Annotated in this window: 18 protein-coding genes; 8 read left to right on the plus strand and 10 right to left on the minus strand. The window is 61.8% G+C overall.

What is annotated here, in order from left to right; translation table 11 throughout:
• Positions 1–218 precede the first annotated feature (218 nt).
• Positions 219–1067, plus strand: coding sequence for a CAP domain-containing protein (locus GA645_RS09460; RefSeq protein ID WP_152222105.1), 849 nt, complete (start codon positions 219–221; stop codon positions 1065–1067).
• A 240-nt stretch (positions 1068–1307) separates the two neighbouring features.
• Here GA645_RS09460 and GA645_RS09465 read toward each other — a convergent pair whose 3' ends face one another.
• From GA645_RS09465 to GA645_RS09480, 4 genes are all read right to left on the minus strand, one after another.
• A complete protein-coding gene (locus GA645_RS09465) occupies positions 1308–1811 on the minus strand; it encodes a hypothetical protein (RefSeq protein ID WP_152222107.1) in 504 nt (167 codons plus the stop codon).
• A 189-nt stretch (positions 1812–2000) separates the two neighbouring features.
• Positions 2001–2837: a bifunctional allantoicase/(S)-ureidoglycine aminohydrolase gene (locus GA645_RS09470; RefSeq protein WP_152222109.1), complete on the minus strand. Its 837-nt coding sequence runs from the start codon at positions 2835–2837 to the stop codon at positions 2001–2003.
• Positions 2838–3021: 184 nt separating this feature from the next.
• Complete coding sequence (locus tag GA645_RS09475; protein WP_152222111.1) at positions 3022–3906, minus strand: LysR family transcriptional regulator; 885 nt, start codon at positions 3904–3906, stop codon at positions 3022–3024.
• An 80-nt stretch (positions 3907–3986) separates the two neighbouring features.
• The gene (locus GA645_RS09480) at positions 3987–4232 is read right to left on the minus strand and encodes a hypothetical protein (RefSeq protein ID WP_152222113.1); all 246 of its coding nucleotides are present in this window, start codon (positions 4230–4232) and stop codon (positions 3987–3989) included.
• A gap of 165 nt (positions 4233–4397) precedes the next feature.
• Here GA645_RS09480 and GA645_RS09485 point away from each other — a divergent pair, with 165 nt between their 5' ends.
• Positions 4398–4721 (plus strand): hypothetical protein, encoded by a 324-nt coding sequence (locus GA645_RS09485; RefSeq protein WP_152222115.1) that lies wholly within the window; start codon positions 4398–4400, stop codon positions 4719–4721.
• 382 nt (positions 4722–5103) lie between these two features.
• On the opposite strand, the gene GA645_RS09490 is transcribed toward GA645_RS09485, so the two are convergent.
• The 6 genes from GA645_RS09490 to GA645_RS09515 all read right to left on the minus strand — a co-directional run bounded on the left by GA645_RS09490 (position 5104) and on the right by GA645_RS09515 (position 14494).
• A complete protein-coding gene (locus GA645_RS09490; protein WP_152222116.1) occupies positions 5104–5301 on the minus strand; it encodes a hypothetical protein in 198 nt (65 codons plus the stop codon).
• A gap of 285 nt (positions 5302–5586) precedes the next feature.
• Positions 5587–5841, minus strand: a complete 255-nt coding sequence (locus GA645_RS09495; protein WP_152222118.1) for a hypothetical protein — start codon at positions 5839–5841, stop codon at positions 5587–5589.
• Between the two features lie 1207 nt (positions 5842–7048).
• Positions 7049–7516: a Bro-N domain-containing protein gene (locus GA645_RS09500; protein ID WP_152222120.1), complete on the minus strand. Its 468-nt coding sequence runs from the start codon at positions 7514–7516 to the stop codon at positions 7049–7051.
• Positions 7517–7758: 242 nt separating this feature from the next.
• Positions 7759–9759, minus strand: coding sequence for an NACHT domain-containing NTPase (locus GA645_RS09505; RefSeq protein WP_152222122.1), 2001 nt, complete (start codon positions 9757–9759; stop codon positions 7759–7761).
• Between the two features lie 249 nt (positions 9760–10008).
• Positions 10009–11256, minus strand: coding sequence for a ribonucleotide-diphosphate reductase subunit beta (locus GA645_RS09510; protein ID WP_152222124.1), 1248 nt, complete (start codon positions 11254–11256; stop codon positions 10009–10011).
• A 346-nt stretch (positions 11257–11602) separates the two neighbouring features.
• Positions 11603–14494 carry a ribonucleoside-diphosphate reductase subunit alpha gene (locus tag GA645_RS09515; RefSeq protein WP_152222126.1) on the minus strand — a complete coding sequence of 964 codons (2892 nt, stop codon included), beginning with the start codon at positions 14492–14494 and terminating at the stop codon, positions 11603–11605.
• A gap of 766 nt (positions 14495–15260) precedes the next feature.
• On the opposite strand from GA645_RS09515, the gene GA645_RS09520 reads away from it, so the two are divergent.
• From GA645_RS09520 to modC, 6 genes are all read left to right on the plus strand, one after another.
• On the plus strand, positions 15261–15965 hold the full coding sequence (locus tag GA645_RS09520) for a response regulator (RefSeq protein WP_152222128.1): 705 nt from the start codon (positions 15261–15263) through the stop codon (positions 15963–15965).
• Positions 15966–15968: 3 nt separating this feature from the next.
• Positions 15969–16526: a GNAT family N-acetyltransferase gene (locus GA645_RS09525; protein ID WP_152222130.1), complete on the plus strand. Its 558-nt coding sequence runs from the start codon at positions 15969–15971 to the stop codon at positions 16524–16526.
• Positions 16523–18139, plus strand: a complete 1617-nt coding sequence (locus tag GA645_RS09530) for an ATP-binding protein (RefSeq protein WP_152222132.1) — start codon at positions 16523–16525, stop codon at positions 18137–18139. The genes GA645_RS09525 and GA645_RS09530 overlap by 4 nt, the downstream gene beginning before the upstream one ends.
• 256 nt (positions 18140–18395) lie before the next feature.
• The gene (gene modA / locus GA645_RS09535; RefSeq protein WP_152222134.1) at positions 18396–19151 is read left to right on the plus strand and encodes a molybdate ABC transporter substrate-binding protein; all 756 of its coding nucleotides are present in this window, start codon (positions 18396–18398) and stop codon (positions 19149–19151) included.
• Between the two features lie 14 nt (positions 19152–19165).
• Positions 19166–19846 carry a molybdate ABC transporter permease subunit gene (gene modB, locus GA645_RS09540; RefSeq protein ID WP_152222136.1) on the plus strand — a complete coding sequence of 227 codons (681 nt, stop codon included), beginning with the start codon at positions 19166–19168 and terminating at the stop codon, positions 19844–19846.
• Positions 19847–19871: 25 nt separating this feature from the next.
• Entirely contained in the window at positions 19872–20957 is a 1086-nt protein-coding gene (gene modC, locus GA645_RS09545) for a molybdenum ABC transporter ATP-binding protein (RefSeq protein WP_152227999.1), read from the plus strand.
• The last annotated feature ends 112 nt before the right edge of the window (positions 20958–21069 follow it).

The following is a 21069-nucleotide window of genomic DNA, read 5'->3' on the forward strand; positions in this document are numbered from 1 at the left end:
CTCAATTGTCCGAGTTGGCCGGGGGGCAAGCAATCACGGTTCGGGGGCTCCTTTGCTTCAGGTCAGGCAGTGCCGGGAAATACCGGGGGCGGTGGGGCACAAGCGTTTCCGGAAGTGTCCGGCGGGCTTCCGTGCTGCCGCCTCAATGCAACGCTGCCCGCAGCCAAACGCCGCAGAATCACGCATCATGTACGCCATTTCGCCAAGGGGAATCCTGCATGGGTGCCACGTCCTTCATCCCGCGTAGCCTGCTGCTGTCGCTGGGACTTTTGTCCGCCACCTTCGCTGTTGCCGCCGACCAGGAGCAACTGGTCGAAGCCATCAACGCCTATCGTGGCGAGGTGCAGTCCTGCGCCGGCAGCGCCTCGCAGGTCCTCCCGCCGCTGGCGGTGGAGCAGCGGCTGGCAATTCCCGCGGGCGTCGGCGACTGGAAGAGCGCGCTGAGCCAGACCGGCTACCCCATGAGCAGCGTGCGCATGCTCAGCCTCACCGGCCCGCGTGACGTGAGCTCGGCAATGAAGGCCCTGCAGGAAAGCTTCTGCCAGGTGCTGCTCGACCCGCAGTTCGTCGATGTCGGCGTGAACCGCGAGGGTGACGACTGGCGCATCCTCCTCGGCCGTCCGCTATTGCAAGGCAAGCTCGGCACCTGGGAGGCCGAAGGTCAGCAACTGCTGCAGGCCATCAACGCCGCGCGCGGCCAGGCCCGCCAGTGCGGCGGACAGAACTTCGGCAACGCCCCGGCGCTGACCTGGAGCACCACCCTCGGCAGCATTGCCGAAGCCCACAGCCGTGACATGGCCAACAACAACTACTTCGACCACAAGGGCCGCGATGGCAGCACGCCGGGCGACCGCGCCGAACTGGGCGGCTACGGCTTCCAGCAGATCGGCGAGAACATCGCCGCCGGCCAGGGCAACGCACGCAAGGTGGTGGACAGCTGGCTGTCCAGCCCCGGCCATTGCGCCAACCTGATGAATCCGCAATTCCGCGAACTGGGCGCAGCCTACGCGGCCGACCCGAAGAGCGATGCGGGCATCTACTGGACGGCGATGTTCGGCACGCCCTGACCCTTTAGGAGCGAGCTTGCTCGCGAACCCGCCGAATGACGGTCGGCCCACGCCGACCATCGCGCAGAGGCTCCGCTCGTGCGAGCTGCAACGAGGCTTGGCGTAGGGCGTGTAAGGCTCTGCCTTATACGCCGACACACCTTGGCCTGAGGGCACTCCAAACCCGACGTGGCACCGACGAGGGCCCACGGTGAATCGGCGTGCGACGGCGAACGGTTGTACGGCCTACGGTGCCGACCTTCAGTGCTGGCCGCCGGCTGCGCCCTTCATCTTCGCCGCCAGAATCGCCGCCTCGACCGCCTTCAGCGTGCCCGCGCCGGCCGGGAATTCCAGCACGCCGCTCTCGGCGAGGGTGGCGACGCGCTCGCCGTCATTCAGCGTGAACTCCAGAAACGCCAGATGCTCCGACCAGGAGCGATAGCGCCGCACCATGAACAGGCTGCGCCGGGTGCGTACCGATTGAATGTTCCTCAGCGGAATCTGCCGATGGCTCTGGAGGCCGCAGAGCACCAGCTCGTCGTTGTCGATGAAGGCCGGCTGGCAGCCGGCGAGCCTGCGCCACTCCACGACGAAGCGGCCTCCGAGGGCCAGCAGCACGAGCGGGACGGGCGAGAAGAGGGGCATGACACCGGCCGTCAGCCGGGTCAGGGTGAGGGCGCCGAGGACGAGCAGGATGAGGAGCGTGAAGGTCCGGAAGAAATGGACGTTGTCGAACTCGGACTGGGGCAGTAAGCGGGCATCCATGCGTCTATCTCCTGGGTTGCAGCGCATCGTCTTTGCGCCGTGCTTTTAGCAGACAGCGCGGTAGCGATGGTGCGAGACGCTATCATAGTGATGTGCGGCCAATATGCCCGCAATAGAAAAACCGGCGCCTGGGCGCCGGTTTTTTTGTCACTGCGTTAGTCCGAGAGACTTCCCGCCCGTACCTTTCGCTTAGTGCGCCTGGTTCAGGGTCAGGCGCATATGACGGTTCACATCCTTGTACAGCAAGTAGCGGAAGCGACCCGGGCCACCGGAGTAGCAAGCCTGCGGGCAGAAGGCGCGTAGCCACATGAAGTCGCCGGCTTCCACCTCGACCCAGTCCTGGTTCAGACGGTAGACCGCCTTGCCTTCCAGCACGTACAGGCCGTGTTCCATGACGTGGGTCTCGGCGAACGGAATCACGCCGCCCGGCTCGAAGTTCACGATGTTGACGTGCATGTCATGACGCATGTCGCTCATGTCCACGAAGCGGGTGGTGCTCCAGCGGCCTTCGGTATCCGGCATCACCTTCGGCTCGATGTCCTGCTCGTTGGTGACGAAGGCTTCGGGCAGCGGTACGCCGTCGACTTTCTGGTAGTGCTTGCGGATCCAGTGGAAGCGGGTGTGCTGACCGGAGGTGTTGCGCACCTTGTAGTCCGCGCCCGGCGGAATGAAGGCGTAGCCACCCGGCTGCATGTTGTGCACCTGGCCCTGCAGGGTCAGGGTCAGCTCGCCTTCGACGATGAACAGCACCGCCTCGGCGTTGACGTCCTGCTCCGGCTTGTCGCTGCCGCCGTTGGGGGCCAGCTCGACGATGTACTGGGAGAAGGTCTCGGCAAAGCCGGACAGCGGGCGGGCGATGACCCACATGCGCATGTTGTCCCAGAAGGGCAGGTGGCTGGTGACGATGTCACGCATCACGCCCTTGGGGATCACGGCATAGGCTTCGGTGAACATCGCGCGGTCGGTGAGCAGCTCGGTCTGTGCCGGGTGCCCGCCGTGCGGCGCGTAATAGCTGGTTTTGGCCATGGGATGATTCCTCATTGTTGTCTTGCTGCCCGGCGCCTGGCGCCGGGTCGAACAATTCGTGCGGAGCGGTGCGCCACTGGGGCGTTGTCCGTCGCTGAGAGCCACCATATCCAGCAGCGTGTTCATGCACAAATTAAATGTTGGAATCCGCCGTATTCATTTTCCAAATGTGTGAGCGCGCCGCTCAGCCCTGCGTATCCTGGGCCAGAACCCGCGACAGCACGCGGGCGAGTTCCTTCACCTTGGGGTCCGCCGCCGGGCGATGCAGCAGTGCCACCTCGAACACATCCACCGACGGCAGGCCGGTGTTCTTCGGCAGCACCGCATGCTCCGCCGTCACCGCCCGCTGCGGCAGCAGGCCGATGCCCATGCCATCGGCGATGGCCGACTGGATGCCGGAGAGGCTCGAACTGGTGAAGCTGATGTGCCAGCGCCGGCCCACGGCCTCCAGCGCGGCGATCATCTCGTCGCGGTACACCCCGCGTGGCGGAAAGGTGACGATGGGCAGCGGGTCCAGCTCGATACAGGGGTTGCGGGCGCTGTCCACCCAGCGCGTCTTCTCCGGCCAGCAGGCCACCGCCTCGCGGGCGTTCTGCCGCTGCTTGAGCAGCACCAGGTCCAGCTCGCCGCGGTCGTAGCTGGCAGAAATATCGCGGCTCAGGCCGCTGGTGACCTCCAGCTTCACCTGTGGGTAGCGCCGGTTGAAGGCGGCCAGCTGCTCGGTGGTGCGGCCGCTGGCGAAGTCATCCGGCACGCCGATGCGCACCGTCAGCGCTACCGTGGCGCCGGACAGCGCCTCGACCATCTCGTCGTTCAGCGCCAGCAGGCGCCGCGCATACCCCAGCAGCGTCGCGCCGGCATCGGTGGGCAGCACGTCGCGGTTGCCGCGCTCCAGCAGGCGATGCCCGGCCATTTCTTCCAGGCGACGGATCTTCTGGCTGATGGTGGACTGGGTGGAGTGCAGGCGCGTGGCGGCCGTGGTGAAGCTGCCGCAGTCGGCCACCGTGACGATGGCGCGGAGCAGGTCGAGGTCGAACAGGCGGGTATTCGATTTTTCACTTTCGCTCATGGCGGAATCGATATTCTGAATGTCGATTCCGCTTTTAGCAGCTCACCTGCAACCCGGCAATCATCCCTTGCGGGCGTTGCTCAGTTGTCGGTGAACTTCGTCGACCAGGCGTCTTTCGACCCCGCACGCCGGTCGCCCTTTCGACGATCCGCCTCGAAACGGATGCTCTGCCGACGGTCAGTGCCGCTGCGCCGTTCCTTGCTGTGACGGGTATCGACCAGGAACTTCGGCTTGTCCGGCGCAGCAGACGCGGCCGGCGCCGCTTCGTCCGGCTCCATGGGAACCAGGCTGAGTTCGTCGAGGTTCAGTTTGTCATCGGTGCTCATCGCATTACTCCCGGGCGTCGCACAGCAATGAGCGTAGATCAGCGTGGAGCATTTGTAGGCGAGAGTGCGCGAACAAGTGCCACTAGGCGTCCAGCCGCTTCTCCGATCGCCATCTAGACTTTTTCTGCTGACCATTTCCGGGGGAATCACACGGAGAGCGTCATCATGAAATGTCTACCGATGATCCTGCCGGTGCTGGCTGCGGTTGCCGCGTTGTCCGGCTGCATGAACGACCAGGAGTTTCTCGCTTCCAACCAGCAGGCCGCGATCAATGCCACCGAGGCGCGGGCGAAGTTCGAGTTGAATTGCGAGGCGGTGACCAGCAGCGTGCTGTCGAGCAAGGTCACCAATGTGCGCCGGACCATGTCGCGCACCGAGTACACCATCGGTGTGCGTGGCTGTAACAAGCAGGTGACCTACATCACCTACTGCCTCAACCCCACCACCTGCAACGCCATCAGCGACACCGCCCGGCTTGGCGCGCCCTGAGTTTTTCTCGGGATGGGACGTGCGTAGTCCATCCTGATCAAGCTACGCCCGCTGCAAGCGCGGCCACCCGACACTGAATCGGCGCAAGCGCTCGATGGCGATTGTCCGGCGACATTTGCGTGGCCTGACAACAGAACGATGCCGAAGCAGACGCCCAAGCTCTGCCGGCCCAGGACACACCCCGTGGAATCACAAGGAGCGTCACCATGAAAGGTCTTTCCAAACTTCTCCCGCGCGCGCATGGCGCGCTCCTACAGTGAGCACCCAGTTCGTAGAACGCAGTGAAACCCATGCGGGCCGTTGGAGCGGCGCTGGCAGCGCCGACGGGCATACTTGCGAAGGCAAAAGCGCAGGCCCCTGACTGTCAGGGGCCGGTGTTTCGTCAGGCGGCGGAGAGAACCCGGATCGGGCTCGGCTGGGGTTTCTTGAGCGTTTGCAGTAGCAGCGGGTCATCGTCGAGCCAGCCGAGTGCGGCCAGGTTCAATCGCTCATCGAGCAGTGCGCAGATGGCCAGTGCGGCAAGGGCACGGTCTTCCTTGGCTTCGCGGATTGCGTTCTCAATCTCTTTTCGCAGTTTCATTTCGTCATTCCTAAGCGCCGGGGTGGATGGCATGGCCCCGCGTTGTGCGTGGGGCAACTCACGGTTCGTTTCGCATAGGTACGTGGAACGGGATATCGGCCCTTCTTGCAGCCGTGCATCCGTTCGGTCGACACATGGAACTCGCCTGGAATCCCTCGGCCGGCGCGTGGCGTGAGGGGAGAGCGGGCGTTTTCCAGGGCCAGACGATCTGCTTGCCGGATTAACGGTGTCTTAAGTGGGCGGGCCGGTCCGTGGCTTCGGAAAAGTCCTATCGGCGTTATGCGTTCAAGCGGATCGACCGACCCGCCGACGCGGCGCTCGGGGCGACCTGTTTGGCAGGGGGGGGCAGCCTTGGGCCTTTAGGCGCCCGGAGGCTTTGAGGAGGTTGATCTCGTTCTGCAGCAGCGGGTCGTCGTCGAACCAACCCTGTTCGGACAGCCCGAGCTTGGATTCGAGCAGCAGACAGATCGCCAGTGCGGCATTGGCGCGGTCTTCGTTGGCTTCGCGAATCGTGTTCTCGATTTCCTTGCGTAGTTTCATCGTCTCGTGCCTGTGGGCGTTGCCCTAGGTTGGGCGGGGGCGGCAGGGGTGCGCGCTTCCCGCAGGGATTTGGAACAGTGGTGGCAAGCCGGCCACTGTCGCTGACGGCCTCTTTTATATTCCTATTTGCGTGGCGGAACTTTCCTATGTGGCTGCTCAATAGACTGAGTGGTGGTCTTGTGCGCAATGTCGCGGATAGGGCGTCCTACACCGGGCAGCCGTTCGGCAAACTGGACATTTACGGCCTGCCTGTAGGGGCGAGCTTGCTCGCGAACTGCACTCTGCTGTTGTCGGGCTTGGGTGTTCATGCGCCGCTTTGGCGTGAGTGGATGTCTTTTGTTTCGCCCCCTCGGGCGAGTCACTTTGCCAAACGACGCAAAGTAACCAAAGGTCTTGCCCCTGCATCCGGATCCCGCTTCGCGGGACTTCCCTCGCTCCATCGAAGTTTCAGGGGCACGCGTCGACGGGCCATCCATGGCCCGACGACGCTCTCGCGGCATCCATGCCGCTCAACCCCTGAAACTCCGATTCCACTCGGCCTCCTGAAGGGGCGCTCCGGTGCGTGCAGATATTTCTCTGGAAGTCCTCAAGAGCAACAGCAGAGCCTCTTGCTCCGAGGCGGCGTTGCTCCCGTAGGAGCGGACCTTGTCCGCGAAGGCTCACCATTGCACCCACGTTGCAGGATGAACACCTGTAGGGCGAATAACGCGTAGCGTTATCCGCCTTTGTAGGAGCGAGCTTGCTCGCGAACCGCCCAACCCCGATGTCGCCGAGTAATTCTGTTCGCGAGCAAGCTCGCTCCTACGAAAAGCAATCCAGCACGAAGCAGCCAAAGTCCCAGGCGCGCGCAGAGTCCCGTCAGGAGGCCGAGTGGAGGTATTGCGCAGAGGGGCGAGCGACATGGATGTCGCGAGAGGCGTAAAGGGCCAGGGACGGCCCTTGTACGCCGACCCTCGGAGCGATACCGGAAGGAGGGAAGTCTGAGCGAAGCGAAGACCCGGATGCCGGGACGAGCCCTTTGGTTACTTTTCTGGGGGGCGGCCATCCGTCGTTTGAGAAAGTAACTCGCCCGAGGGGGCGAAACAAAAAGTCCCCGCGCACACCGAAGCGGCGCATACACACCCACCCCGAAGCAAACAGAATCGCGGGCATGGCCCGCGACCCGTCACCACACGAAACGATGGGTTTCGCTCCGCTCTACGCCATCCTACGAAGACCCATCCGGCCCCGGACTCAACACCGGCCACTGCGGGTAGGGCACCCAGACCACCCCCTGCCACTTCAACACCGACAACGCCGTCGGCCCCTGCAGTATTTCCCGGCGCGGCTCGCCGAGGTCGGTGCGGTGCTGGTCGCGCAAGGCGGGAATGACGTGCAGCGAGAGCCACTGGCGGATGCTGCGGTTTTCCGGGTGGAAGTAGTGGATCAGCGAGGCGTACACCGCCGATTCGCTGAGCAGCAGTTCATCGATGTACTCGCCGCTGCCGTCGAGCATCCAGGCGTGTCGGCACTGGTCCTCGTCCAGGTTGCGCTCCACGCGCTCGACCAGATAGGGATAGCCGATAAGCCGACCCAGGTCGTGGGCGCAGAACCAGCACTGGTCTTCCAGCAGCACGGCGCGCAACTGGCGCTTGTGGCGGGTGAAGACGGTGGGGATCAGGACCTCTTCAGACATGGTGCACCTCCGGGTAGGAGGGAGAAGCGGTTGGGTACAGCGAAGCGCCTTCGGGGCGAAGGCTGGGAGGGAAAGGCATATCCATTTCCTCAATGGGTACACCGCTGCTTTCGGGAGCAGTATTGCCGCTACGTGAGGCGTTTCTTAGGCGCGAGTATTAAAGTAGCGAGAGTTGGTTTGGTTTTCAATATTAAATTGCGGAAGAGTTTATTTCTCTTCCGCAAAGGGGTTTAGGCTTCTTTTTAGTTTGTTGCTTGAGGGGAGTAAGAGGAGTTTATAAAGCTTATTGTTGGTTCTATGATTTTCGTTACAATAGCAGAGTTTCTAGATGTTGAGTAACTTTCAAGTGTTGCGCGAACTTCGTTGGGGTGCGTTCTTGCAAGAGGTGTTACTAGATTTATTAGAAGTGCATCTTTTAGCATTTGGTTGTTGGTTTGAAGTTTGTTGTCAAGCTCTGGAATTATTGTCAGGACTGCTTCAGGGTATCCTGGTAGTACTGTTTTTAGTATTTCGTTTGTTAATTGCCTAAATGGTTTTAGGGCGCTAGATAGGCTCGGGCGTCTATTGGTCCAGTAGAATGGATGACGAATTCCATCCTCCATTAGTTGTGACATAGGGAATACGCCGCCTTCCCCATATATTCTTGCTATTTCTATTTGCGAGTAAATAATATGATTTATCGCTTCCTCTCTAACTTCTCGAGATAAGAAAGGCCCAGATATCATGCAGCGATAAAGTAGGTAGAGCCAAGTGGTTCTCTTGGCCATGGGGGGGTAGTTTGATAGTCCGGACAAATTGCTCTTCTGAATAAGGAATTGAATCATTTCGGATGGGTCTTCTGCCATCGCGACAATGAATTCAATTATTGGGTACCAGTCTTCGGAGTCAAAGTTTTGTTGAACTATTTTTAGACCAAGGCCTTTTGCGGCGATAGATCTAGCTGAAAAATATTCTTGGAAAGACGTGTGGCTGAAACCATAGTGGTCTTGAGAGAACTGCTCAAGTATTCCGTGGTGCTGGTCTATTTCGGTAAGAATTGGAAGTGCATCATTTTCATCTAGCCCCAGTTTTGAGCAAAATTCGGAAACCAATGATACGACTTTAGGCTTGGGGAATGTGAAGGTGAAATTTTCTGCTGTGAAGTGGTATGCGATTGTTTCAAAGAGTCTCTCTTTTGATTGGTCTGTTAGTGTTTCATATGTTGAGTCTCTCCTGAATCCTCGCGTAGTGTCCCAGTCTCTAAGTAAGGCTTCGGAGCAGCGTTTGAATAATTCCACCTTGCGCTTAGGAAGAGAAAGGTCATGTTTGAATTGAATACAGAGAAGGCTGAGCAATAATGGGGTTTCAGTAAGCGAGGAAATCGCTTTGTCATTATCAATTACGCTGCAAAGGTCTCTTGACTTATTTGGCTCGCCAGAGAACCATGCTTTTACAATTTTATGAACGGCAGCCCTGTTTAGCTTTGATATTTCTACTTCGTGGAAGCTTTCTAGGTTGTCAATGTAATCTGCAGTTCGGCAGGATATGACAATTTTTACATGGGGGAAGTGACTGCAGAAATCTCTTACTTTTTGCAGTGTTTCTACTCGGGCAGATTTCTTTGTCTCATCTAGTGAGTCAAGAAGTAATATACATTGTCCTTTTTTAAATAGGCGCTCCAAGAAATTCTTAGAATACTCGTCGGTTTTGCTTTTTATTGGTTTTAGGAGGAATTCAAATAGTGATTCTTGAGCTTTTGAGAAGTCCGGTAGATATACGAAAAATGGCAGTTTTGTATGTTTTAGATTGCTTTTTTCGAAAGCTGTTTTATCTATGTAACAAAGTGCTAGATATTTTAATAGGGTTGTTTTTCCTGCGCCGGGGCCGCCAAGGACCACAGTTCGGCTATTGTTTTCAATATAGTTGTCCCCGTCTATTAAGTCTTTATCTTTCGAGGCTTTGCTTTTCTGCGGGGCGCTAGATGCTTCAATCCACTCCTCAGTGTACAATCTTCGCTGAATCGTTGTTGACACGCGAGCGGGATTGTAAATATCGGTTAGCTTGGCAGGAATGGACATTCCTAAGAGTTTGATGTGCTGAACTTCTTGTCTTAATGCATCAGTGTGAGCTGCGTGATATTTTTTGAAAAGGTCCAGAGACTCTACGCTTGCATTCAGGCCCTTGAATACAGAGCTTATTGATTGCTTGATTGGATCTTCGAACCAATCAAGAATTGGTAAATCCAGACCCTCGTCGCTTGACATCTTATTTTCCTTATTAAAAAGCCCCGCACAAGGCAGGGCTCGCTCAAGCGCATCCCCTCCATCCTTTGCGGGTCCACACTGGAATTTACATAGATGTCATTTTGATGGCAAGTTTGGTTGGTTTGGTGCTCACAGAAAAAAGCCCCGCACTAGGCGGGGCTTTTCGTCTTTCTAATCACTGCCCCAAAAATCCATTTCGGTCTACAGCGTTTCTAATGGTCTTGACTTGCGGTCTTGCTACTACTTCCGTCAGTCCCAGCTCAGCGCGCCGCCGGTCTGGTACTCGATCACGCGGGTCTCGAAGAAGTTCTTTTCCTTCTTCAAGTCCATGATTTCGCTCATCCACGGGAACGGGTTGCTGGTGCCCGGGTATTCCTCTTTGAGGCCGATCTGGGTCAGGCGGCGGTTGGCGATGAACTTGAGGTAGTCCTCCATCATCGCCGCGTTCATGCCCAGTACGCCGCGCGGCATGGTGTCGCGTGCGTATTCGATCTCCAGCTGGGTGCCCTGGAGGATCATCTGGGTGGCCTCGTCCTTCATCTGGGCATCCCACAGGTGCGGGTTTTCGATCTTGATCTGGTTGATCACGTCGATGCCGAAGTTCAGGTGCATGGATTCGTCGCGCAGGATGTACTGGAACTGCTCGGCGGTGCCGGTCATCTTGTTGCGGCGGCCCATGGAGAGGATCTGGGTGAAGCCGCAGTAGAAGAAGATGCCTTCCAGGACGCAGTAGTAGGCGATCAGGTTGCGCAGGAACTGGCGGTCGGTCTCCGGGGTGCCGGTTTCGAACTTGGGATCGGAGATCGAGCGGGTGTACTTCAGGCCCCAGGAGGCTTTCTTCGCGACCGAAGGAATCTCGTGGTACATGTTGAAGATTTCGCCCTCATCCATGCCCAGCGACTCGATGCAGTACTGGTAGGCGTGGGTGTGGATCGCTTCTTCGAAGGCCTGGCGCAGGATGTACTGGCGGCACTCGGGGTTGGTGATCAGGCGGTACACGGCCAGCACCAGGTTGTTGGCAACCAGGGAGTCGGCGGTGGAGAAGAAGCCGAGGTTGCGCATGACGATGCGGCGCTCGTCTTCGCTGAGGCCGTCCTTGCTCTTCCACAGGGCAATGTCGGCGTTCATGTTCACTTCCTGGGGCATCCAGTGGTTGGCGCAACCATCCAGATACTTCTGCCAGGCCCAGTCGTACTTGAAGGGTACGAGCTGGTTGAGGTCGGCGCGGGCGTTGATCATCTGCTTGTCGCCGACTTGTACGCGGGCGGCGGAGCCTTCCAGATCGTCCAGGCCTTCCTGGATGTCCAGGGCGTCGAGGGCCTGCTTGGCGCGGGCGACGGCGTCGGAGTCGGCGGCGGAAACGGCGCGCGCTTCTTCGACGGAGCCTGCGGCGTCGGCGTCGAGTTTGTCAGCGTTCTGCGCGGCGGCCTGGGCGACTGCCGGGGCGGCCTTGGTTTCGGTGGCGTCTTCTTTGTCGAATTCGTCCCAGCTCAGCATGGGTCCTCTCCTGTTCTGGATGGCCGTTCTGTGGCGGCCTGATGTCTGGTGGCGTGTGTGAGTGCACGCTGAAGCGTTGGCTTTTCCCGTTTCTTAGGTCCCCGCGTTCGCGGGGATGACGGGAGGAGCGGTATTCGGGGTTGGGAGTGGGGCCATGAAGAGCCCCTCACCCTAACCCTCTCCCAGGGGAGAGGGGACTTTGAAACTCCGTGGTTTCGGCGGTGCCTCGGAGCGAGGCCGCGCTAGGCGCCCGGTAGGTCGGAGCCCCTGAGCGTACGACTGTACGTGATGGGGGCCGACCTGCCGGGCAACGACGCGCGGACCGTTCCGAGGGCCGCTTACACCCTTACTGGCAGGCTTCGCAGTCGGGGTTGTCGATCGAGCAGGCCTTCGGCACCGGAGCCGGCTGCGGCGCGGCGGCCGGAGCGGCTTGCAGGCCTTCATCGCCACCGGCCGACACGGCGTTGAGCTTGCCGGTGTTGATGGTGGACTTCTCGGTGCTGGTGGCGGCCAGGGCACGGAGGTAGTAGGTGGTTTTCAGGCCACGGTACCAGGCCATGCGGTAGGTCACGTCCAGCTTCTTGCCCGAGGCGCCGGCGATGTAGAGGTTCAGGGACTGGGCCTGATCGATCCACTTCTGGCGGCGGCTGGCGGCGTCGACGATCCACTTGGTCTCGACTTCGAAGGCGGTGGCGTACAGGTCTTTCAGGTCTTGCGGGATGCGCTCGATCTGCTGCACGGAGCCGTCGTAGTACTTCAGGTCGTTGACCATGACCGGGTCCCACAGGCCACGGGCCTTGAGGTCGTGTACCAGGTAGGGGTTGATCACGGTGAACTCGCCGGAGAGGTTCGATTTCACGTAGAGGTTCTGGTAGGTCGGCTCGATGGACTGCGATACGCCGGTGATGTTGGCGATGGTCGCGGTCGGCGCGATGGCCATGATGTTCGAGTTACGAATACCTTTCTGTACGCGGGCACGTACCGGGGCCCAGTCCAGGGACTCGGTCAGGTCGACGTCGATGTACTTCTGGCCACGGGCTTCGATCAGGATCTGCTGGGAGTCCAGCGGCAGGATGCCCTTGGACCACAGGGAGCCATTGAAGGTCTCGTAGGCGCCACGCTCGTCGGCCAGGTCACAGGAGGCCTGGATGGCGAAGTAGCTGACCGCTTCCATGGACTTGTCGGCGAACTCGATGGCCGCGTCCGAGCCGTACGGGATGTGCTGCAGGTACAGCGCGTCCTGGAAGCCCATGATGCCGAGGCCGACCGGACGGTGCTTGAGGTTCGAGTTGCGAGCCTGCGGGACCGAGTAGTAGTTGATGTCGATAACGTTATCGAGCATGCGCACGGCGGTCTTCACGGTCTTCTCGAGCTTGGCGGTGTCCAGCTTGCCGTCGACGATGTGGTTGACCAGGTTGATCGAGCCCAGGTTGCAGACAGCGATCTCGTCGGCATTGGTGTTCAGGGTGATCTCGGTGCACAGGTTCGAGCTGTGGACCACGCCCACGTGCTGCTGCGGGCTGCGCAGGTTGCACGGGTCCTTGAAGGTCAGCCACGGGTGGCCGGTCTCGAAGAGCATGGAGAGCATCTTGCGCCACAGGTCTTTGGCCTGGATGGTCTTGAACAGCTTGATCTTGCCGTACTGGGTCAGGGCTTCGTAGTACTCGTAGCGCTCTTCGAAGGCCTTGCCGGTCAGGTCGTGCAGGTCCGGTACTTCGGACGGGGAGAACAGGGTCCACTGGCCGTCGTCGAACACGCGCTTCATGAACAGGTCGGGAATCCAGTTCGCGGTGTTCATGTCGTGGGTACGGCGACGGTCGTCACCGGTGTTCTTGCGCAGCTCGATGAACTCTTCGATGTCCATGTGCCAGGTTTCGAGGTACGCGCAGACGGCGCCCTTGCGCTTGCCACCCTGGTTCACGGCTACAGCGGTGTCGTTCACCACTTTCAGGAACGGGACAACGCCCTGGGACTTGCCGTTGGTGCCCTTGATGTAGGAGCCCAGCGCGCGCACCGGAGTCCAGTCGTTGCCCAGGCCGCCTGCGAATTTGGACAGCATGGCGTTGTCGTGGATGGCGTTGTAGATGCCCGACAGGTCGTCCGGAACGGTGGTCAGGTAGCAGCTGGAGAGCTGCGGACGCAGGGTGCCGGCGTTGAACAGGGTCGGGGTCGACGACATGTAGTCGAACGAGGAGAGCAGGTTGTAGAACTCGATGGCGCGAGCTTCACGGTTCTTCTCTTCGATGGCCAGGCCCATGGCCACGCGCATGAAGAAGACCTGCGGCAGTTCGAAACGGATGCCGTCCTTGTGGATGAAGTAGCGGTCGTACAGGGTCTGCAGGCCGAGGTAGGTGAACTGCTGGTCACGCTCGTGGTTCAGCGCGGCGCCCAGTTTGGCCAGGTCGAACTCTTTGAGCTTGCTGTCGATCAGCTCGAACTCGGCGCCTTTCTCGACGTAGGCGGCCAGGGCCTTGGTGTAGAGGTCGGCCATCTCGTGGTGAGTGGCGCTCTCGGCCACGCCCAGGAAGCCCAGGGCTTCTGCGCGCAGGGTGTCCATCAGCAGGCGGGCGGTGACGTAGGAGTAGTTCGGCTCGCGCTCGACCAGGGTACGGGCGGTCATCACCAGGGCGGTGTTGACGTCCTTCTCGGCGACGCCGTCGTACAGGTTCTTCAGGGTCTCGCGTTCGATCAGCTCGCCGTTGACTTCGGCCAGGCCTTCGCAGGCTTCGCGGATGATGGTCTGCAGGCGGCCCATGTCCAGCGGCTGGGTGCTGCCGTCGGCCTTGGTGATGCGGATGCTCGGGTGCGGCTGGGCGATGTCGCTGGCGGCGCCGGCGTTCTTGCGCTCGTTGGCACGGGCTTCGCGGTAGATCACGTAGTCGCGGGCGACTTTCTGTTCGCCAGCGCGCATCAGGGACAGTTCGACCTGGTCCTGGATTTCTTCGATGTGGATGGTGCCACCAGAAGGCATGCGGCGCTTGAAGGTCGCGGTGACCTGTTCGGTCAGGCGGCGCACGGTTTCATGGATGCGCGACGAGGCGGCAGCGGTGCCGCCTTCCACGGCGAGGAACGCCTTGGTGATGGCTACGGTGATCTTGTCATCGGTGTAGGGAACTACGGTGCCGTTGCGCTTGATCACGCGCAGCTGGCCCGGCGCGGTGGCGGCCAGATCCTGGGCGGATTCGGCGGCCGTGGGCGCTGCGGCCTGCGGGTTCTCGCGAGTGGTGTCGATTTGCATGGGTGGTTGTCTCCACGTTCTCGTAATTGGTGTGTTACTGGCACCTTGGGTGCCGTCCCGAAAATAAAGAGCGAAAAGAGCAGTGGCCCGCGGCAGGACCGCGAGCTGAAAATTCTCTGAGCAGGGGGATTGAGACCCGAAGCGCCTCCCTGGCCCAAGTCGGGTGCCGGCTTTACGGGCCGGGACCACAATACCTAGTGGTGTTGAACGTATCGTTGCAACACTCGTACCGCGTTTCCATCGACATGAATCGCTCCTTGCGGGTCGGCCCGCCTGGTCCATCAGTACGGCTGGAATACGTTGTGGGTGAACCGGAGGAGCCATGGAAAAGGCTCGCGACTTCGACTTTCTTCTTGTGTCCGGCTCACTGTGGCAAACCCAAGATGTAGGGGTATGCCGCAACGGGGATACAAGATAATGCGCTAATGGGGGGTTTGCAAGGCGAGAGGCTTGGGAAAAGCTGTGGATAAAATGTGGGTGAAATGTGGGTGAAGCGGGGTAACTCGCGCCAGCCCGCGTGCTGAGGGGCTTTCACCGTTCGTCGTGCTTGATGACAGATTTTTCGCTCAGCACGGTGGCGCCGCGAGGGGGTGAACACTACCACAATATGTAGTGTTTTTGCCTCGGCAGGCCTTGACCTTTTCGGACATTGTCTGCCCATGCCGTTGGCGTGCGACGGCGCGGGCAATCTGGCTACAATGCCGGCCGCTTTCGCGGGCTTTCTGCTTCAGTCATGGATAGGGCCCGCCGTGCATCAGGAGGCAAGGTGGAACAAGAAGCGCGCATTCTCATCGTCGAGGACGACCAGCGACTGGCCGAGCTGACCCAGGATTACCTGGAGAGCAACGGCCTGGCGGTCGCCATCGAGTCCAACGGTGCGGCCGCGGTGGAGCGGGTGCTGGCCGAGCGGCCGGACCTGGTGGTGCTCGACCTGATGCTGCCGGGCGAGGATGGCCTGTCGATCTGCAAGCGCCTGCGCCCGGACTATGACGGGCCGATCCTGATGCTTACCGCGCGCACCGACGACATGGATCAGGTGCAGGGCCTGGAGATGGGCGCCGACGACTATGTGTGCAAGCCGGTGCGTCCGCGCCTGCTGCTGGCGCGCATCCGCGCCCTGCTGCGGCGCAGCGAGCCAGCCGAGGCCGCTCCGGCGGCGGGCGGCAAGCGCCTGAGCTTCGGCAAGCTGGTGATCGACAACGGCATGCGCGAGGCCTGGCTGGACGAGCAGACCATCGAGCTGACCAGCGCCGAGTTCGACCTGCTCTGGCTGCTGGCGTCGAACGCCGGGCGCATTCTCTCCCGCGAGGAAATCTTCAACCTGCTGCGCGGCATCGAGTACGACGGCCAGGACCGCTCCATCGACGTGCGCATCTCGCGCATCCGCCCGAAGATCGGCGACGACCCGATGCACCCGCGCCTGATCAAGACGGTGCGCAGCAAGGGCTATCTGTTCGTCGGGGAGCTTTGAGGCATGGCCGGACAGGGATTTCCGGAATTGAGCAGCGCGCAGTTCCTTCTGCGCGCCTTCGTCGATGCGGACCAGCCGGCGGTATTCCGTGCGCTGTCGCATCCCGAGGTCATCCGTTATTACGGGATTTCCTACACAACGCTTGAGGCCACCCGCGAGCAGATGGAGTGGTTCGTCCGCATCCATGCCGAGGGCACGGGGCGCTGGTGGGCGATCTGCCGGCCCGAGTCGCCCTCGGAGGTGATCGGCGGCTGCGGCTTCAATAACTGGCTGCCTGAGCACCGCCGTGTCGAACTGGGCTACTGGCTGATGCCGGAGTACTGGGGGCGGGGCGTGCTGAGCGAGTGCCTGCCGCTGATCCTGCGGCATGCCTTTACCGATATGCGGGTGCACCGCATCGAGGCCGAGGTGGAAACCGAGAACCAGGCCAGCAGCCGGTTGCTGCTGCGCCATGGGTTTGCTTTCGAGGGGCGGCGGCGCGAGTGCGAGGTGAAGGGCGGGGCCTTCATCAGCCTGGATAACTACGGGTTGCTCGATCCGGCGGCTGAATCCCACCCATGAAATCCATCTTCCTGCGCATCTACGGCGGCATGCTGCTGACCCTGGTGCTGGTGGCCGTCCTTGGCGTGCTGACCCTGCACCTGGTCAACGACGTGCGCGGCGAACGTTATCGCGAGGACCTGGCGCGCGGCACCTTCCGCCTGATGGCCGATGAGCTGTTGCCGATGACCGAGGTGGACCGCAAGCGTGCGCTGATCCAGTGGAGCCGCCTTTTGGGCATTCCACTGAAGCTGACCAGCCTGGATGGACTGGGCATGGAAGGGCGCAACCGGGCGCGGCTGATGAACGATCAGGTGCTGGTGCAAGCCGACGAGCCGCACCGGGCGCGGGTGCTCACCCAGGTCAGCGCGGCGGAGGGGCTGATTCTCGCCGGGGAGGTGGAGCAGGTCAGCGAGCAGCTGGCGCGGGCCACCATCTTCCTGTTGATGGACGAGCTCAAGCGCTACCCCGCCAGCGAGCAGCCCTATCACCTGGCGCGCATCGTCCGCGACAAGCGCTTCGGTTACGAGGTGCACCTCCTGCAGTTGAAGGAGATCGACCTGGACGATGACCAGAGCCGACGCGTGGAGGAGGGCGACACGGTGATGGCGCTCGGCAAGGACGGCGATTCCATCCGCGTGCTGTCGGGCATCATCGATACGCCCTGGGTGCTGGAGCTAGGCCCGATCTACCAGATGAACTCCTATCCGCCGCAACTGCTGTCGATCATCGTGATCGTCGCCCTGAGCCTGATCGGCCTGACCCTCTACCTGCTGATCAGCGGCCTGGAGCAGCGCCTGCGCAGCCTGGAGTCCGCCGCCACGCGCATTGCCCGTGGCAGCCTGGATACCCGCGTGGAGGCGCGTGGCGCTGACTCGGTGGGGCGTCTGGCAGGGGCGTTCAACCACATGGCCGAGCAGTTGCAACTGTTGCTGGCAATGCAGCGCGAGCTGGTCCGGGCGGTGTCCCACGAGCTGCGTACGCCGGTGGCGCGCCTGCGCTTCGGCCTGGAGATGATCGAGTCGGCGGAGACCGATGCGTCGCGGCGCAAGTACATGGAGGGCATGGATGGCGACATCCAGGACCTCGACCAGTTGGTGGACGAGATGCTCACCTACGCGCGCCTGGAGCAGGGCTCGCCGGCGCTGACCTACCAGCGCCTGGAGCTGGCGGCCCTGGTGGAGCAGGTGGTATCGGAAATCGCGCCGTTGCGGCGGGAGATCAGCGTCAGCATCGAGCCGGGGCCGCTGGTGCCGTTCGACCAGGGCAGCTGGGTGGAGGCCGAGCCGCGCTATCTGCACCGTGCACTGCAGAACCTGCTGACCAATGCCCTGCGCTATGCCGAGGGCCGCGTGCGGGTCAGCTTCCGGGTCAGCGTGGACCGTTGCCAGGTGGACGTCGAAGACGATGGTCCGGGGGTGCCGGAGTCGCAATGGCCGCGCCTGTTCCAGCCGTTCTTTCGGGCCGACGACAGCCGTGCGCGGGTCACCGGCGGGCACGGGCTGGGGCTGTCGATCGTGCGGCGGATCATCCATTGGCACGGCGGGCGGGCGTTGATCGCGCGCAGCGAGAGCCTGGGCGGTGCCTGCTTCACGCTGGTGTGGCCGCGCCGGCAGGCGCCCAAGGTCGAATGAGGCGGGCGCCCAGGGGCGGCTGAGTTTCCGCCGGCGCGCTCGCAATATTTGACCTTGAAGTCAAAAAATGCAGAATGCTGCCGGTGGCCATTCCGGTCTGCGCTGCTTTCTCCCTTTCGCTTGAGTTATCCCATGAGGGGTATTGCAGCTTCACGGCTATCGTTATGTAATTTTAGTTATAGCGTTGGCCTGCCGCCGTCGGCATGCCTGTCAGATCTCGAAGCCTAGATAACAACAACCCCACTGGAGCATCACGATGAAACACCGCTTCGCTCGTCTTTCCCTGCTGGTCGCTTCCTGCTTCGCCCTGCACTCGGCGCTGGCCGATGAGGTGCAGGTCGCCGTCGCCGCCAACTTCACCGCGCCGATCCAGGCGATCGCCAAGGACTTCGAGAAGGACACCGGGCACAAGCTGGTCGCCGCCTACGGCGCCACCGGGCAGTTCTATACCCAGATCAAGAACGGCGCCCCCTTCGAGGTGTTCCTCTCCGCTGACGACAGCACGCCGAAGAAGCTGGAAGCGGAGAAGGAGACCGTTCCGGGCTCGCGCTTCACCTACGCCATCGGCACCCTGGCGCTGTGGTCGCCGAAGGACGGCTACGTCGACGCCAAGGGCGAGGTGCTGAAGAAGGACGAGTTCAAACACCTGTCCATCGCCAACCCGAAAGCCGCGCCCTACGGCCTGGCCGCCACCCAGGTGCTGGACAAGATGGGTCTTGCGGACAAGGTTGCCGGCAAGATCGTCGAAGGCCAGAACATCACCCAGGCCTTCCAGTTCGTCTCCACCGGCAATGCCGAGCTGGGCTTCGTGGCGTTGTCGCAGATCTACAAGGATGGCAAGGTGACGGGTGGTTCCGCGTGGATCGTGCCGGCCAACCTGCATGACCCGATCCGCCAGGATGCGGTGATCCTCAACAAGGGCAAGGACAGTGCCGCCGCCAAGGCGCTGGTCGAGTACCTGAAGGGCCCGAAAGCCGCCGCGGTGATCAAGTCCTACGGCTACGAAATCTGATCTAAGGAAGAGCGATGCCCCTCACGCAGGAGGATTTCCAGGCCATCCGGCTCACCATCGAGCTGGCGGCCCTGAGTACGGCGATTCTCCTGCTGATCGGCACGCCCATCGCCTGGTGGCTGGCGCGCACCCGCTCCTGGCTGAAAGGTCCGTTGGGGGCCGTGGTGGCGTTGCCGCTGGTGCTGCCGCCGACGGTGATCGGCTTCTACCTGCTGATCACCCTGGGCCCGCATGGGGCCATCGGGCAGCTCACCGAGAGCCTGGGGCTGGGGCGGCTGCCCTTCACCTTCGCCGGGCTGGTGGTGGGCTCGGTGTTCTATTCGCTGCCCTTCGTGGTGCAGCCGTTGCAGAACGCCTTCGAGGCGATCGGCGACAAACCGCTTGAGGCCGCCGCGACCCTGCGGGCGAGCCCCCTGGATACCTTCTTCTCGGTGGTCCTGCCGCTGGCGCGGCCGGGCTTCATCACTGCCAGCATCCTTGGCTTCGCCCACACGGTCGGCGAGTTCGGCGTGGTGCTGATGATCGGCGGCAATATCCCCGGCAAGACCCGCGTGGTGTCGGTGCAGATCTTCGACCACGTGGAGGCCATGGAGTACGCCCAGGCGCACTGGCTGGCCGGTGGCATGGTGGTGTTCTCCTTCCTCGTCCTGCTGGCGCTCTATGCAAGCCGTCGCAGCCGTTCGGCCTGGGCGTGAGGTGGGCATGAACGGAGCCGTCAACATGCGCGCCATCGAAGCGCGTTTCCAGATCGCCTACTCCGGCTTTGGCCTGGATGTGGACCTGCAATTGCCGGGGCGCGGCGTCACCGCGCTGTTTGGCCATTCCGGCTCCGGCAAGACCACCTGCCTGCGCTGCGTGGCGGGGCTCGAGCGCGCGCCGCTGGGTCGCCTGGTGGTGAACGGGGAGGTCTGGCAGGACAGCGCGACGGGCGTGTTCCTGCCGCCGCACAAGCGTGCGCTGGGCTATGTGTTCCAGGACGCCAACCTGTTCGAGCACCTGTCGGTGCGGCGCAATCTCACCTATGGCATGAAGCGCGTGCCGCGCGACCAGCATCGGGTGGCGCTGGAGCAGGCCACCGAGCTGCTGGGTATCGGCCACCTGCTGGAGCGCATGCCGGCGAACCTTTCCGGTGGCGAGCGGCAGCGCGTCGGCATGGCCCGCGCCCTGTTGACCAGTCCGCGCCTGCTGCTGATGGACGAGCCGCTGGCGGCGCTGGACCTCAAGCGCAAGGCGGAAATCCTGCCGTACCTGGAGCGCCTGCACGACGAGCTGGATATCCCGATCCTGTACGTCAGCCATTCGCCGGACGAAGTGGCGCGGCTGGCCGATCACCTGGTGCTGCTCGACCAGGGCAAGGCGATTGCCAGCGGGCCGGTGGCCCAGACCCTGGCGCGCACCGACCTGCCGATCTCACACCTGGAAGATGCCGGCGTGGTGATCGACGGGCAGGTGCTGGGGCACAACGCCGAATACGGTTTGCTGAGCGTGGCGCTGCCGCACTGCGAGCAGCGCATCCGCCTGGCCCATGCGCCGATGGAAAAGGGCCGGGCGCTGCGCATCAAGGTGCAGGCGCGGGACGTCAGCCTGAGCCTGGAACCGGCGGCGCACAGCAGCATTCTCAACGTGCTGCCGGCGACGGTGGTGGAGATGGTGCCCACGGACAATCCCGCGCACCTGCTGGTGAAGCTGGACGTGGCCGGCACACCGCTGCTGGCGCGGATCACCCGCTATTCCTTCGACCAGCTCGGCCTGCACGCCGGGCAGGCGGTGTGGGCGCAGATCAAGTCGGTGGCGTTGCTGGCGTGATCCAGGCACCTCACCCGCTTACGTAGGATGGTGTGGAGCGAAGCGATACCCATCGGTCACGTGCACCGGCAGCATGGGTTTCGCTTCGTTCTACCCATCCTACGGGGGCCGG

Origin of the sequence: Pseudomonas sp. SCB32 (genome assembly GCF_009189165.1) — a bacterium.
In the GTDB taxonomy this organism is placed as follows: Bacteria; Pseudomonadota; Gammaproteobacteria; order Pseudomonadales; family Pseudomonadaceae; genus Pseudomonas.